The 12,122-nt window shown below is 67.9% G+C and carries 17 protein-coding genes; 5 read left to right on the top strand and 12 right to left on the bottom strand.

Going from position 1 to position 12,122, the window contains the following annotated elements; all coding sequences use genetic code 11:
• Window positions 1–428 precede the first annotated feature (428 nt).
• A complete protein-coding gene (locus CHU93_RS03320) occupies window positions 429–1,313 on the bottom strand; it encodes an autotransporter outer membrane beta-barrel domain-containing protein (protein ID WP_094472748.1) in 885 nt (294 codons plus the stop codon).
• Window positions 1,314–1,434: 121 nt separating this feature from the next.
• Here CHU93_RS03320 and CHU93_RS03315 point away from each other — a divergent pair, with 121 nt between their 5' ends.
• From CHU93_RS03315 to CHU93_RS03305, 3 genes are all read left to right on the top strand, one after another.
• Window positions 1,435–2,064, top strand: coding sequence for a sigma-70 family RNA polymerase sigma factor (locus CHU93_RS03315; protein WP_207759199.1), 630 nt, complete (start codon window positions 1,435–1,437; stop codon window positions 2,062–2,064).
• The gene (locus tag CHU93_RS03310; RefSeq protein ID WP_094472747.1) at window positions 2,061–2,939 is read left to right on the top strand and encodes a hypothetical protein; all 879 of its coding nucleotides are present in this window, start codon (window positions 2,061–2,063) and stop codon (window positions 2,937–2,939) included. Before CHU93_RS03315 ends, CHU93_RS03310 begins: the two co-directional genes overlap by 4 nt.
• A 92-nt stretch (window positions 2,940–3,031) precedes the next feature.
• On the top strand, window positions 3,032–3,622 hold the full coding sequence (locus tag CHU93_RS03305) for a hypothetical protein (RefSeq protein WP_133064299.1): 591 nt from the start codon (window positions 3,032–3,034) through the stop codon (window positions 3,620–3,622).
• A gap of 52 nt (window positions 3,623–3,674) precedes the next feature.
• Here the strand turns inward: CHU93_RS03305 and CHU93_RS03300 are convergent, their stop codons facing one another.
• Both CHU93_RS03300 and crcB read right to left on the bottom strand, forming a co-directional pair.
• Complete coding sequence (locus tag CHU93_RS03300) at window positions 3,675–4,748, bottom strand: RluA family pseudouridine synthase (protein WP_094472745.1); 1,074 nt, start codon at window positions 4,746–4,748, stop codon at window positions 3,675–3,677.
• Entirely contained in the window at window positions 4,748–5,143 is a 396-nt protein-coding gene (gene crcB / locus CHU93_RS03295) for a fluoride efflux transporter CrcB (RefSeq protein WP_086115679.1), read from the bottom strand. The genes CHU93_RS03300 and crcB overlap by 1 nt, the downstream gene beginning before the upstream one ends.
• 81 nt (window positions 5,144–5,224) lie before the next feature.
• Here crcB and CHU93_RS03290 point away from each other — a divergent pair, with 81 nt between their 5' ends.
• Both CHU93_RS03290 and CHU93_RS03285 read left to right on the top strand, forming a co-directional pair.
• The gene (locus CHU93_RS03290) at window positions 5,225–5,791 is read left to right on the top strand and encodes a VOC family protein (RefSeq protein ID WP_094472744.1); all 567 of its coding nucleotides are present in this window, start codon (window positions 5,225–5,227) and stop codon (window positions 5,789–5,791) included.
• On the top strand, window positions 5,781–7,088 hold the full coding sequence (locus tag CHU93_RS03285; protein WP_165768580.1) for an MFS transporter: 1,308 nt from the start codon (window positions 5,781–5,783) through the stop codon (window positions 7,086–7,088). The genes CHU93_RS03290 and CHU93_RS03285 overlap by 11 nt, the downstream gene beginning before the upstream one ends.
• Here the strand turns inward: CHU93_RS03285 and CHU93_RS03280 are convergent.
• The 9 genes from CHU93_RS03280 to rpsF all read right to left on the bottom strand — a co-directional run bounded on the left by CHU93_RS03280 (window position 7,057) and on the right by rpsF (window position 12,006).
• The gene (locus tag CHU93_RS03280) at window positions 7,057–7,872 is read right to left on the bottom strand and encodes a hypothetical protein (RefSeq protein WP_094472742.1); all 816 of its coding nucleotides are present in this window, start codon (window positions 7,870–7,872) and stop codon (window positions 7,057–7,059) included. The genes CHU93_RS03285 and CHU93_RS03280 overlap by 32 nt on opposite strands.
• The gene (locus tag CHU93_RS03275) at window positions 7,869–8,201 is read right to left on the bottom strand and encodes an MmcQ/YjbR family DNA-binding protein (protein ID WP_094472751.1); all 333 of its coding nucleotides are present in this window, start codon (window positions 8,199–8,201) and stop codon (window positions 7,869–7,871) included. Before CHU93_RS03275 ends, CHU93_RS03280 begins: the two co-directional genes overlap by 4 nt.
• Entirely contained in the window at window positions 8,198–9,505 is a 1,308-nt protein-coding gene (locus CHU93_RS03270) for a replication-associated recombination protein A (protein ID WP_094472741.1), read from the bottom strand. The genes CHU93_RS03275 and CHU93_RS03270 overlap by 4 nt, the downstream gene beginning before the upstream one ends.
• 41 nt (window positions 9,506–9,546) lie before the next feature.
• Complete coding sequence (locus CHU93_RS03265; RefSeq protein ID WP_094472740.1) at window positions 9,547–10,089, bottom strand: hypothetical protein; 543 nt, start codon at window positions 10,087–10,089, stop codon at window positions 9,547–9,549.
• 27 nt (window positions 10,090–10,116) lie between these two features.
• Window positions 10,117–10,305 carry a hypothetical protein gene (locus tag CHU93_RS03260; RefSeq protein WP_094472739.1) on the bottom strand — a complete coding sequence of 63 codons (189 nt, stop codon included), beginning with the start codon at window positions 10,303–10,305 and terminating at the stop codon, window positions 10,117–10,119.
• A 92-nt stretch (window positions 10,306–10,397) separates the two neighbouring features.
• Window positions 10,398–10,661 carry a DUF3297 family protein gene (locus CHU93_RS03255; protein WP_086116176.1) on the bottom strand — a complete coding sequence of 88 codons (264 nt, stop codon included), beginning with the start codon at window positions 10,659–10,661 and terminating at the stop codon, window positions 10,398–10,400.
• Between the two features lie 94 nt (window positions 10,662–10,755).
• Window positions 10,756–11,334, bottom strand: a complete 579-nt coding sequence (gene rplI, locus CHU93_RS03250; RefSeq protein WP_086115671.1) for a 50S ribosomal protein L9 — start codon at window positions 11,332–11,334, stop codon at window positions 10,756–10,758.
• 12 nt (window positions 11,335–11,346) lie between these two features.
• The gene (rpsR, locus tag CHU93_RS03245; RefSeq protein ID WP_086115670.1) at window positions 11,347–11,571 is read right to left on the bottom strand and encodes a 30S ribosomal protein S18; all 225 of its coding nucleotides are present in this window, start codon (window positions 11,569–11,571) and stop codon (window positions 11,347–11,349) included.
• A gap of 12 nt (window positions 11,572–11,583) precedes the next feature.
• Window positions 11,584–12,006, bottom strand: a complete 423-nt coding sequence (gene rpsF / locus CHU93_RS03240) for a 30S ribosomal protein S6 (RefSeq protein WP_086115669.1) — start codon at window positions 12,004–12,006, stop codon at window positions 11,584–11,586.
• Window positions 12,007–12,122 lie beyond the last annotated feature (116 nt).

Genomic DNA, 12,122 nt, shown 5'->3' with positions numbered 1-12,122 from the left:
GCCGCTATCGCATTCTGGCTTTGAATGAGTCTGAACCCTAGGATTGGGGGAGTGTCAGTTGACGCCCCGCCGCTGGCCGCAAACCCCATCCAGCCTGCCAGGCGACGAAGCGCGCGGCCCCGGTGGCAAGGGCTGGGTGTCCCTTGGCCCAATAGGATCGGGATTGCCTTGTCCCGAGCTGCTCTCGCCATGCTGAACCTGTTTGAGCATCCATGGGGCTGCGGCCGGAGCCATGCTGCAATCCGGCGGCAGGCGGCAGGCGGCAGGCGGCAGTCAGGATCATTGCGATTCTGGACAGCCCGTTGCCGCCACGGCGGTCAGCCAGGAGGCCGGGTTTCGATGCCGTTGCCCAGCATCGGCAAATGGCATTGCCAACCCGTCCATGTCACTCCCGACCCAACCCGCGGCGCAGGCCAGGGTCTGCGCCCTCAAAACCGGAACCGCACCCCCGCGATCCCTGCCGTGGTGTCGCCAAACGGGAAGCTCACCGTCTGGATCACCGAAAGGTCGATCGCCACCGCCTTCGACGCATTGAAGCTCAGCGTGGCGCCCAGTTCGCCCCAGCTGCCCTTGGTGGTGGGCGCATCGACAAAGCGCGGCGTGCCGGCCGCCGTGCGCTGGCCCGTACCCACCTGGGCCACGGCGGCAATGTTGCTGGCGGTGTTGAACGCGGCGTTGAGGCCAAAGCTGCCGCCGTCATTGGCAAACATCCAGGTCAGCGCCGCGCCGGCCGATCCGGTCACCCCGTCCGCCGATTGCGACTGGCTGGAAATCGGCCGCCCGGTGGGCCCGGTTAGGGCCACGGCAAAATCGATCTGGCTGTAATCCACCCCGGCATAGGGGGTGAGGAACAGGCGGTCGCCCACGGCGATATCGTAACTGACCGAACCGCCAAGGCCGAACAGGCTGCCCGAGCGGCCAACACTGATCGGCGCCCCGGCCTGGGTGCGGAAGCTGCTGGCATCGAATTTGCGGGTGCCGAGCGAGACATGGCCTTCCAGCCCGAGATTGCCGACATAAGTGCCGGCCGAAAGCCCGCCGATCCAGGTGTCGGCCGGAATGGTCAGCGCCCGGGCATCGCCGCTGCCGACATAAGTCACCTCACCCTTCACCCAGCTGTTGCCGAAATTGCGGGCAATCCCCAGGCTGGCGAACGGCTGATCGGCCTGCGCCTGCACCGCGGTGATGCCGCCCAGCAGGGACAGGGCCCACGGCCGCTCGCGATCGGCCGGCTGGGCGGCGCTGCCCTCTTGCGCGGTGGCGGCGCTGGCGCTGGCCAGCAGCACGGCGGCCAGCATGATCTGCCTCGACATTGGTTCCACTCCCCGACGGTAAAATAGACTGCGCGTTTCTTTAACGCAGCAACGGCGCCGGCTCCTTCGCGCCGCCGCAAATTTTTCGCTGCCGCGAAGGAAAGGCCGCCGCCGCCACGTTATGACCAATGGCAGCCGGCAGGAAAGGGCGCGCCTGGTGTTGATGGAGCGGCTGGACGATCCCGGCCTTGGCGATGATGCCCTGATGGCAGCGGTGGCGGCCGGCAGCCGTGCGGCCTTCGCCCGGCTGTTCGAACGCCATGGCAGTGCGGCCTGGCGGCTGGCCTTTCGCCTCGCTGGCGATGCCGGCGATGCGGAGGATCTGGTGCAGGAAGGTTTTGCCCGGCTGTGGGCCCAGGCGCCGCGCTGGCAGGCCGGGCAGGCCGGGGTGGCGGCCTTCCTCACCCGGGTGGTGACCAATCTTGCCATCGATCGCAGCCGCCGCAAACGGCCGCAGCCGATGGCCGATCTGCCGGATGATCCCGATCCGGCGCCGCTGGCCGATGCCGTGCTGGCAGAGGCCGACACCGCCCGCCGCATCCAGCTGTGTGTTGCCGCCCTGCCCGAACGCCAACGCGCCGCCATTGTGCTCACCTATTGGGAAGGATTGACCGGGCCCATGGCCGCCGAAACCCTCAGCCTCAGCCCCAAGGCATTCGAATCGCTGCTGATCCGCGCCCGCGCCGCGCTGAAGGGCGTGATGGCGGCGGCCGGCCTGTCCGCCGCCGATCTGCCGGGAGACTTGGCATGAGCTTCACCCCTGCCATTTCCGATGCGGATCTCGCCCGCCTGCTCGGTGCTGCCAGCACCACCCCGCCACTGCCCGCCGGCCTGTGCGATCGCATCATGGCGGCCCTGCCGGCCGATCCGGTGCCGCTGCCCCCACCAACGGCGCTGCGCCCTGCCCGCCGCCGCTGGCTGCGCCCGGCGATTGCCATCGCTGCCAGCCTTGCCATCGGCAGCGCCGTCGCCGCCGGGCTGGTGGACGTGCCCCGGCTCGCGCCGATCCTGGCCCCGCTGTTGCAGCAGCTGGGCGTCGCACCAGCCCCCGCCCGGCGGCCACAGCCAACTGCCCGAACCGCCGCCCGGCCCCACCCGGCGCAGCCAGCCCCTGCCGCCGCACCGCCGGCCCTTGCGACCCCTGCGCTCCCTCCCCCGCGCCTGCAGGCCGAACTGCCCGCCCCGGCCGCCCCGGCCACCCTGCCCACCTTCGCGCCGCCAGCCCCGCTCGCCAGCCGGCCGCCAGCCGCACCGGCACGCCCCGCGCCAACCGCAATTCGCGCCGCCATTCGTGCCGAACATCTGCCGGATCTGCCGGCGCGGCCGATGCTGATCGCGCCGCCGCCGGTCGCGATCCCGCCGCTGCCGGATGCGGTCACCACTGCGCCGCCCGCGGTCACCGCCGCGCCGGATGCGGCCACCGATGCAGCGGAATCGGCTACGCGATCCGGCCCGGCCGCCACGCTGCCCGCCACCGCCGCCGAACGCGCCGCCGCCCTGCAGGCGCTGCGCCAGGCCCGGCAGAATGGCAGCCTCACCCCCGATCAGGCCCGCCAGCTGCGCGCCCTGCAAACCCTGCGCGCCGCCCGTGCCAATCGCCCGCCGCCGGCCACCCGCCCCCGCTGACCGGGGGCCCGCGAAGGAGTTTCCCCGCCGCCACGTTAAGCCCGATGAGGCCGCAAATCGCCGCCCACATGCCAGAAGAGGGAGTATTTCTCATGCGTATCCAGATGCTTGTCTCGGCCGTCGCCCTGATGATGGCCCTGCCTGCCGCAGCACAAACTGCGCCTGCCGCCGGCACCACCACCAAGACGATCGACAACGCCAAGGTGAGCGGCACCGTGACCGTGACCCGCGACCCCGACGCCGGCAGCTTTGCCCGCACCGTCGAGGTGACCCGCAAGAGCGACGGCGCCACGATGACAAGCAGCATCGAACGCACCCGCGCCGATGGCAGCGTCACCACCGCCACCAGCCGCACCGGCTTTGACGGCCGCACCAGCAGCAGCGAGATCACCCGCACCCGCACCGAAACCGGCTTCACCGAAACCGGCACCATCACCGGCCCTCAGGGCAACACATTGACCTTGAACGGGAATGTCAGCCGCGCCGATGGCACAATCACGGCCAACCGCGCCCTCACCAACGCCGCTGGCGAAACCGTGGCGAGCCGCAATCTCACCGCCACCCGCGCCGCCAATGGCCAGGTGACTCGCAACATCACCACCACCGGCCCGCAGCGCCTGCTGAGCCGCGTTGGCCGCCCGGCCGCCATGCGCCCCGGCGCAGCCCGCCCCGGCCGCCCCTGATTTTGGCTGCTGTTTCAATGTGATGGCCGGGCTCCGATGGGCCCGGCCATAGTCATTTCCGCTTCGGTTCCGCCGCCCGGCCGCGCCGCTCCCCGCGCCGGTTGCCGCTGGCCGTGCTCGACAGGCGCCGGCTCTTCTTCGGCGCCGGCGGTGGCGGCGGCTCCTCCCACGGTGCGCCCAGCGCCATGTCAAAGCCCAGCATCGCCCAGCTCTCCGCCATGTGATCCGGCAACTCGGCCGCAATATCCAGCGTGCCGCCACCGGGCAAATCGATCACCAGCCGCCGGCTGTGCAGGTGCATCTTGCGGCTGATCCCGCCGGTCAGAAACGCCTCCTTGCCGCCATATTTGCCATCGCCCACAAGGGGATGGCCGATGGCAGCGGCATGCACGCGGATCTGGTGGGTGCGCCCCGTCAGCGGCTGGAACTCCACCCAGGCCGCCCGTGCCGCCGCCCGATCGATCACGCGATACCGGGTTTTGGCACTCTGCCCGCCTTCGGGGTCAACATGCATCTTCTCGCCGCCGGTGCCGGGCTGCTTGGCCATCGGCGCATCGATGGTGCCGGCTGCCACCTTCGGCACGCCCACGGTGAGCGCCCAATAATATTTGCGTGCGTCACGCCCCTGAAATGATTTGGAAAAATGCGCCGCCGCCTTGGCCGTCCGCGCCAGCAGCAACACACCCGACGTGTCCTTGTCCAGCCGGTGCACCAGCCGCGGCCGCGACGGCGCATCAAATTGCAGCGCATCCAGCAGGGCATCAACGCTGGTCAGCTGCTTGGTGCCGCCCTGCGTCGCCAGGCCCGGCGGCTTGTTGATCACGATGGCATGGGCATCGCGGTGGATGACCAGGCTGCGCATGTAATCAATCTCTTCATGGGACAGCGGCGCGCGCTGCTTTTCCGCCGGGCGGCTGGCCGCTGGCACCGGCAGTTCGGCCGGCCATTCCAGCACCTGCCCGGCCTTGATCCGGTCTCCGGGCCCGGCCTTGGCCCCGTCCAGCCGCACCGCCCCGGTCTTTGACCAGCGCGACACGATGTTGAAGCTGATTTCCTTGGCATGGCGCTGGAACCAGCGGTCCAGCCGGATGCCGTCGTCATCCTCGGCGATGGTGGCAGTTGGCATCAGGCGAAACTCCGCATCAGCCATACGCCGGCCAGCACGGCGAGCACGCTGCCCGCCACGCTCGATATCGCATAGGCCGCCGCCAGCGCCACTTCGGCGCGGCTGATCATGTTGAAAACCTCAAGGCTGAATGCCGAAAAGGTGGTGAAACCGCCCAGCACGCCCACGCCCAGCAGCAGGCGCAATTCCTCGCCGCCCTCCCCAAAGCGTGCCAGCCACCCGGCCAGCAACCCCATGGCAAACCCGCCGATTATGTTGACGGCAAAGGTGCCGAACGGAAAACCCGGTCCCATCAGCGCAATTGCCCAGCGGCCGACGCCAAAGCGCAACGCCGTGCCAAGCCCGCCGCCCACGGCGACCAGCAACAGATGATTGAAACCGGGGTTCATCGCCATCCCCATAGCGGCATCGGCCGGATATTGCCAATCGCGCCGCCGCGGCGCAGCATGGCCACCGATTGCATTGGGGGGGGCCACATGTCGAAACCGCGCACGCTGGCGCATGTCGTTTATCAGACGCGCCAATATGATCGCATGATCCGCTGGTATGAAACCGTGTTCCAGGCCCATGTCGTCCACCGCGATCCGGCGCTGGCCTTCCTCACCTTCGATGACGAGCATCATCGTTTCGCCTTCGCCAACCTGGAGCTGCTGCGCCCTGGCGCGGCCAACGCCGGCTCGAAGGGAGAGATTGGCGTCAACCATGTCGCCTGGACCTTTGCCAGCGCCCATGATCTGCTGGGCACTTACAAGCGGTTGAAGGCGCACGATATCCTGCCCTATTGGCCGGTGCATCATGGCCCCACCCTGTCGCTCTACTATGCCGATCCGGATGGCAATCGCATGGAATTCCAGGCCGACGCGTTGACCGTGGCCGAAGCCAACGCCTTCATGGCCGGCCCGGCGATGGCCGCCAACCCGGTGGGGGTCAGCTGGGATCCCGATGCGCTGCTGGCCCGCGCCGAAGCCGGCGCCAGCGAGGCGGAACTGCTTGCCATGCCCGATGGCCCGCCTTCGCCCATTCCGGCCACGCATGGCATCTGATCCCGCCGATCCCGGCCTGCCAGACCGGGTGATGCAGCGCGCCCAGTGGCGGCTGCTGCCGCTGCTGTTCACCGCCTATCTCATCGCCATCATCGATCGCATCAACATCAGCTTTGCCGCCGAGACCATGAACCGCGATCTCGGCTTCACGGCCAGCGTCTATGGCTTTGCCGGCGGGCTGTTCTTCGTCAGCTATGCCCTGCTGGAAGTGCCGTCCAACATGCTGATGATGCGCTTTGGCACGCGCCGTTGGGTCACGCGCATCATGATCAGCTGGGGCCTGATTTCGGCCGCCCAGATGTTGGTGACGACACCGCTGGAATATTATGTCCTGCGCTTCCTGCTGGGGGCCGCCGAAGCCGGCTTTTTCCCGGCCATCCTCTTCTATGCCAGCCTGTGGTTTCCGGCGCAGTGGCGGGGCCGCGTGGTCAGCCGCTTCTACATCGCGCAGCCGGCCTCCCAGGCGGTGCTGGGCCTGGTGTCGGCGCCGCTGCTCCGGCTAGATGGCACGCTCGGCCTTGCCGGCTGGCAATGGCTGCTGCTGCTGGAGGCCGGGCCGGCCATCATCACTGGCCTTGTCATCTGGCGCTGGCTGCCCGATCGCCCGGACCAGGTTTCCTGGCTGAACCAGGCCGAAAAATCCTGGCTCACCGGCGCGCTCGCCACGGATGCCGCTGCCATCAACGGCCCCCAGCACGGCAGCCTGCTGCGCGCCCTGGCCGACCCGACCATCCTCGGTCTCGGCTGCGCCTGGCTGCTGATCGCTGGCCCGGTCAATGCCTATCTCTATTCGATGCCGCAGGTTCTGGGGGAACAGACCGGGCTGGACACCGGCGCCGTCGGGCAACTGGTCACGCTTGGCGGGATCACCGGGGCGCTGGTGCTGCTGGTGCTGGGCTGGCACAGCGATCGCCGGCAGGAACGCTTTTGGCATGTGCTGGTGCCCTGGGCGCTGGTCGGGCTGGCCTTCGTCGTGCTGGCGCTGCACCTGTCGCCCGCCCTGGCCATGGCGGCGGCGCTGGTGATTGCGGCGTTCAACCTGCCTTCCCACACGGTGTTCTGGGCGCTGGTGTCGGAACAGTTGCACGAACGCCACCGGGCGGTTGGCATCGCCGCGGTCAACACCTTCGGCCAGTTCGGCAGCTTCCTTGGCACCAGCGCGTTTGGCGTCAGCCGCGATGCCACCGGCGGCTATGATGCCGGCCTGTTCGTCATTGCCGTCTGTGCCCTGTTCAGCATCCTGATCCTCAACCGGCAGCGCCGGCTCAAGCCACCCCGAACGTCCAGCCCTCACTGACCGCGATCGCCGGCGTCAGCGCCGCCGGCTGCCACCAGTGCGACTGATGGGCAATGGCGCGCAGGCCAGCGGCGGTCACGATGGCATCGCCAACATGGTCGGGAAACGCCGCCGGAAAGCCGCCCGGCATGGGCCGGCTGCCATGGCGGGCCAGCGCCGCGTTCAGGCTGGCGACATCGCGCAACTTGCCGCGAAAACCGCCCAGCCGGGCAAAGGCCTGGGCATAAATCTCCAGGATCAGCGGGCCCGTCGTGGGCAGCGGATCAAATGGCCACACTGGCCAGCGCAGGTGGTGCAGCAAGCGCATCGCCGTCAACGTCGCCTTGCCCACCTGGGCGGCGCCCAGCAGCACGAAATTCGATGTCGGCACGCCCAGCCCGCTGTCGCGATAGACCTGCTCCGTCACCCTGAGATGAGCCCGCAAATGGCGTGGGCCGTCATCCTTGCCCAGCCAGAAGGCGCCGCGCCGATGCTCAACAAAGCCATGCCCGCCCAGATCGTCCTCACCGGCGCACACCGCCTCCACCTCGGCCCACAGGTCGCGGGCCGGCTGGCCAAAGGGCGGCACCGCGGCAAAGCCAAAGCCGGCATCCATGCCCACCAGCACATCGCCCGACAGGCCGCCCAGCCAGTCAAGCACGCCGGCGCGCGACCACACGCCCGATGGCGGCAGCACCAATGCGGGCGGGCCGTCTCCCGCTTCACACAGCGCCACCTGCACCGACGGATGCCGCACGCCCTTGGCGCCCGACCAATCGATGCCGACAAAGCGGGTGAATCTCACAGGCCCCGCGCCTTGCGCTGCGCAGCCGAGGCATGGCCGGCCCAGGCACGTTCCAGCAGCACGGCAATCCGCTCCGGATCGGCCGCCGCCAACCGGGCCAGCACCGCCGGCCAGCCGACATAATGCGGGGTCTGGTAAAAACAGCCGGGATCGGTGGCGATCAGCATCTCCACTTCATCCAGGCCGGCGCGCAGCACGATATGGTCAGGCTCCTTGCCCGTCACCACGAACATCTTGCCGCGCACCAGCACGGCATCGCGGCCATAGCTGGTGCCGCGCGTGGCGCCGGGCAGCGCCAGCGCCAGGGCCACGACCTCATCCCATGTCATGCGCCGCCCCGCAGCGCTGCCCGGCGCCGGTTCCACTCCGCCAACCGCTCGGCAATGCGCGCCTCGAACCCGCGTGGGGACGGGGTGTAAAGCGTGGCCGCCGCCATGCCATCCGGCCAATAATTCTGCCCCGAAAAACCATCCGGCGCGTCATGGTCATAGGCATAGCCCTGGCCATAGCCCAGGTCCTTCATCAGCCGCGTCGGCGCGTTGAGGATATGGGCCGGCGGCGTGAGCGAGCCGGTGCCCGATGCCAGCTTCATCGCCGCCTTCTGCGCGACATAGGCCGCGTTGGATTTGGGTGCCGTCGCCAGATAGAGGCAGGCGTGCACGATGGCCAGCTCGCCTTCCGGCGAGCCCAGGAAATCATAAGCATCCTTGGCATCAAGGCAGACGCGCAGGGCATTGCTGTCAGCCAGGCCCACATCCTCGCTGGCAAAGCGCACCAGCCGGCGCAGCACATAGAGAGGCTCCTCCCCGGCCACCAGCATGCGCGCCAGCCAATAGAGCGCCGCATCGGGATCAGAACCGCGCAAGCTTTTGTGCAGGGCCGAGATCAGGCCATAATGGCCCTCGCGGTCCTTGTCATACACCGGCATGCGGCGGTGCAGGAACGCGGCCAGCGCCGCCGGGTCCATCGCTGCAACATCGCCCAATGCCAGCAGGGTTTCGGCCTGGCCGAGCAGGAAGCGGCCATCACCATCGGCACTGGCGATCAGGGCAGCGCGGGCATCCTCCGTCACCGGCAGCACGCGCCCGGCGAGCGCCTCGGCCCGGATCAGCAATTCGGCCAGCGCCGCCTCGTCCAGCCGCTTGACGATCAGCACCCGCGCCCGTGAGAGGATGGCGGCGTTCAGCTCGAAACTGGGATTTTCCGTGGTCGCACCCACAAGGGTGATGGTGCCATCCTCCATCGGCCCCAGAAATCCATCCTGCTGCGCCCGGTTGAAACGGTGGATCTCGTCCACGAACAACAGCGTGCGCTGGCCGGCACGGGCCGCCTCGCGGGCATCGCCAAACAATTTCTTCAGATCGGCCACCCCGGCAAACACCGCCGAGATGGCGACAAAGCGCATGCCGACCGCATCGGCCAGCAGGCGGGCAACGGTGGTCTTGCCGGTGCCGGGCGGCCCCCACAGGATCAGGCTTGAAAGGCTGCCGGCCGCCACCATGCGGGTGATGGCGCCATCGGGGCCGGTCAGCGCGGCCTGGCCCACCACCTCGGCCAGGGTGCGCGGGCGCAGCCGCTCGGCCAGCGGAGCGGCGCTGGCAGCGGGATCAGCGCTGAGGAACAGATCGGCCATGCTGCCAACCAAGCCGCAACTGCCGCATGGGCGCAAGCCTTTCAGAAGGTCTTGCCAATTTCGATGATCACGCCGTCATCACGCCGGCCGGGTTTGTTGCTGAATTTGTAGCCGAGGATCACCACCCAACCATGTTTGTTGTGCCAATTCACGCCGGGCACGAAATCGCCGAACTCATGGGTCCCGGAAAACCATTCGGCCACCAGCGCGCTATCGGCAATCACCGCGCCCACCGGCCCACCGATCCGCTGCCCCAGCCCTGTCAGCGGTTGTTCGATGCTGCCAATGAAATGGGTGGTGTGCCGGCCAAACAGATTGGCAGGGCCATGGCTGATCCCGCCCATCAGCCGGGTGCTCAAAATGGGCAGGCGCGCGCTGGCCTGGCCATAGCTCCACAGGCCAACCCGGCCATCACGCAGGTTGAACGGCAACATCTGGCCGGCACCCAGCTTCAATTCCCATTTCGGCAAGCTGTTGGCCAGAACTGGTTGCGCTGTCTTCCAGCCCAGCCCAATGGCCTGGTTGGCCTTCACCGGCGTGCCGATATTGTAGGTGGTCAACGCCAGCTCGAACCGCTCGCTCACGCCATAGGTGAAGAAATTGGTGGTCAGCTAATAGCGGTTGCCATCCCAGTCACGCACTTGGCTTTCGTGCAGGAAAAATGCCTTGCCGGCCTTGGTCTGTTCGATCGAGGGGACATTGATGATGGTCTGCTGCGCCCGCGCCGGCCCGCTGGCCAGCCACCACACGCACCACCACAGGGCCAGCACCTGCCAGCCCGTCTTCGGGGCATCTGCCATGATCGCTCCATCGCACGCGGGTGCACCCACCCCGCACAACATTACACGCGTGTAATCTTGTGCGGGCAGGCCGCGCTTTCAAGAGCGCAGGTTCAACTTTTGAACCAGGCCTCCACGGTGCCATTCAGCTTGATGGTCAGCGGGTTGCCCTTGCGGTCCAGGCTCTTGCCGGCGGCCACGCGAATCCAGCCTTCGGAAATGCAATATTCCTCGACATTGGTGCGCTCGGTGCCGTTGAACTTGATGCCCACGCCGCGGCTCAGCAGATCCCAGTCATAATGGTCGCTGCGCGGGTTCACCGACAGGCGATCGGGCGGCGTGTCGGCAGCGGGGGCGGTTTCAGGCGTCTCGGTCATGCCCGCGCTCATAGGCTGTGGCCGCGCTGCGGGCAAGAAAAAGGGGCCGCCGGCATGTGCCTGCGGCCCCGTTTTTTCGGCAATGGCGGCCGGATCAGCCTTCGGCGGCTTCGTCGGTCGGCAGGGTGCCCGGTTCGGCGTTCGGATCAAAGGCTTCGGTGAAGCCCGATTCCTCGCGCTCGGCCGTGGCGGTCACATCGACGCCCTTGGCCTGCAGTTCGGCTTCTTCGGCCGAACGGGCGATGTTGACCTTCACCATCACCACGACTTCCGGGTGCAGCGCGACCTTCACGTCGTGCACGCCCAGGGTCTTGATCGGCTTGTCCAGCACAATCTGGTTCTTGTGGGCCTTGTGGCCACCATGGGTCAGCGCTTCGGCCAGGTCGCGGGCGGCGACCGAACCATAAAGCTGGCCAGTGCCGGAGGCGGCGCGGATCATCACCACGCTGGCGCCTTCGATCTCGCGGGCTTCGGCGCGGGCGATGTCGCGGCGCTTGGCGTTGTCGGCCTCAATGCGGGCGCGGTCGGCTTCAAACCGGGCCTTGTTGGCTTCGGTCGCGCGCAGCGCCTTGCCGCGCGGCAGCAGGAAGTTGCGGGCAAAACCCGGCTTCACATTGACGATGTCGCCAATGTGGCCAAGCTTTTCAACGCGTTCGAGCAGGATCACTTGCATGGCAGCTGCTCCTTACTTGACCAGATAGGGCAGCAGGCCCAGGTGACGGGCGCGCTTGATGGCCTTGGCCAGCTCGCGCTGCTTCTTGGCCGAAACGGCGGTGATGCGTGCCGGCACGATCTTGCCACGCTCAGAGACAAAGCCCTGCAGCAGACGCACATCCTTGTAATCGATGGCGGGGGCATTCGGGCCCGAGAAGGGGCACGACTTGCGGCGGCGGAAAAACGGACGTCCCATCTTGGCCTCTCCTTACGCGGCAGCGCGCGGTTCGCGGCGCGGACGCTCGGGACGGCCTTCACGGGCCGGAGCGCCATCACGGCCAGCTTCGCGGTCACCACGCTCGGCGCGGTCACCACGGCGGGTCATCGCCGACGGTTCGGTGGACAGGGCATCAACCCGCACGGTCATGAAGCGGATGATGTCTTCATTCAGGCCAACCTGGCGCTCCAGCTCGGCCACGGCAGCGGCCGGGGCGTCGATGTTGAGCATCACATAATGGGCCTTGCGATTCTTCGCGATGCGATAGGCCAGCGTGCGCAGGCCCCAATATTCGCTGTTTGCCACCCGGCCCTTGCCTTCGGCGAGAACCTTGGTGAAGCCTTCCGTCAGCGTCTCAACCTGAGCAGCGGTCAGGTCTTGGCGCGCAAGGAAGACATGCTCGTAAAACGGCATATCACTCTCCTGTGCCGATCGTTGACGGGGCCCCATGCCCACGCCCCTCCGGCTGGCGTCATTCGCCGCGCACAGGCTGCCCCGGCACGGTGAAGCGGCGCCTATGCGGCAAGCCC

This window comes from Sandarakinorhabdus cyanobacteriorum, from assembly GCF_002251755.1.
Taxonomy (GTDB): domain Bacteria; phylum Pseudomonadota; class Alphaproteobacteria; order Sphingomonadales; family Sphingomonadaceae; genus Sandarakinorhabdus; species Sandarakinorhabdus cyanobacteriorum.
This window is presented reverse-complemented; position numbering and strand designations above follow the sequence as displayed.

What these genes read in the sequence shown, in the direction of transcription:
- CHU93_RS03320 (WP_094472748.1), bottom strand. Translation starts at nt 1,313, where the DNA reads ATGTCGAGGCAGATCATGCTGGCCGCCGTGCTGCTGGCCAGCGCCAGC.
- CHU93_RS03315 (WP_207759199.1), top strand. Translation starts at nt 1,435, where the DNA reads ATGACCAATGGCAGCCGGCAGGAAAGGGCGCGCCTGGTGTTGATGGAG.
- CHU93_RS03310 (WP_094472747.1), top strand. Translation starts at nt 2,061, where the DNA reads ATGAGCTTCACCCCTGCCATTTCCGATGCGGATCTCGCCCGCCTGCTC.
- CHU93_RS03305 (WP_133064299.1), top strand. Translation starts at nt 3,032, where the DNA reads ATGCGTATCCAGATGCTTGTCTCGGCCGTCGCCCTGATGATGGCCCTG.
- CHU93_RS03300 (WP_094472745.1), bottom strand. Translation starts at nt 4,748, where the DNA reads ATGCCAACTGCCACCATCGCCGAGGATGACGACGGCATCCGGCTGGAC.
- crcB (WP_086115679.1), bottom strand. Translation starts at nt 5,143, where the DNA reads ATGGCGATGAACCCCGGTTTCAATCATCTGTTGCTGGTCGCCGTGGGC.
- CHU93_RS03290 (WP_094472744.1), top strand. Translation starts at nt 5,225, where the DNA reads ATGTCGAAACCGCGCACGCTGGCGCATGTCGTTTATCAGACGCGCCAA.
- CHU93_RS03285 (WP_165768580.1), top strand. Translation starts at nt 5,781, where the DNA reads ATGGCATCTGATCCCGCCGATCCCGGCCTGCCAGACCGGGTGATGCAG.
- CHU93_RS03275 (WP_094472751.1), bottom strand. Translation starts at nt 8,201, where the DNA reads ATGACATGGGATGAGGTCGTGGCCCTGGCGCTGGCGCTGCCCGGCGCC.
- CHU93_RS03270 (WP_094472741.1), bottom strand. Translation starts at nt 9,505, where the DNA reads ATGGCCGATCTGTTCCTCAGCGCTGATCCCGCTGCCAGCGCCGCTCCG.
- CHU93_RS03260 (WP_094472739.1), bottom strand. Translation starts at nt 10,305, where the DNA reads ATGGCAGATGCCCCGAAGACGGGCTGGCAGGTGCTGGCCCTGTGGTGG.
- CHU93_RS03255 (WP_086116176.1), bottom strand. Translation starts at nt 10,661, where the DNA reads ATGACCGAGACGCCTGAAACCGCCCCCGCTGCCGACACGCCGCCCGAT.
- rplI (WP_086115671.1), bottom strand. Translation starts at nt 11,334, where the DNA reads ATGCAAGTGATCCTGCTCGAACGCGTTGAAAAGCTTGGCCACATTGGC.
- rpsR (WP_086115670.1), bottom strand. Translation starts at nt 11,571, where the DNA reads ATGGGACGTCCGTTTTTCCGCCGCCGCAAGTCGTGCCCCTTCTCGGGC.
- rpsF (WP_086115669.1), bottom strand. Translation starts at nt 12,006, where the DNA reads ATGCCGTTTTACGAGCATGTCTTCCTTGCGCGCCAAGACCTGACCGCT.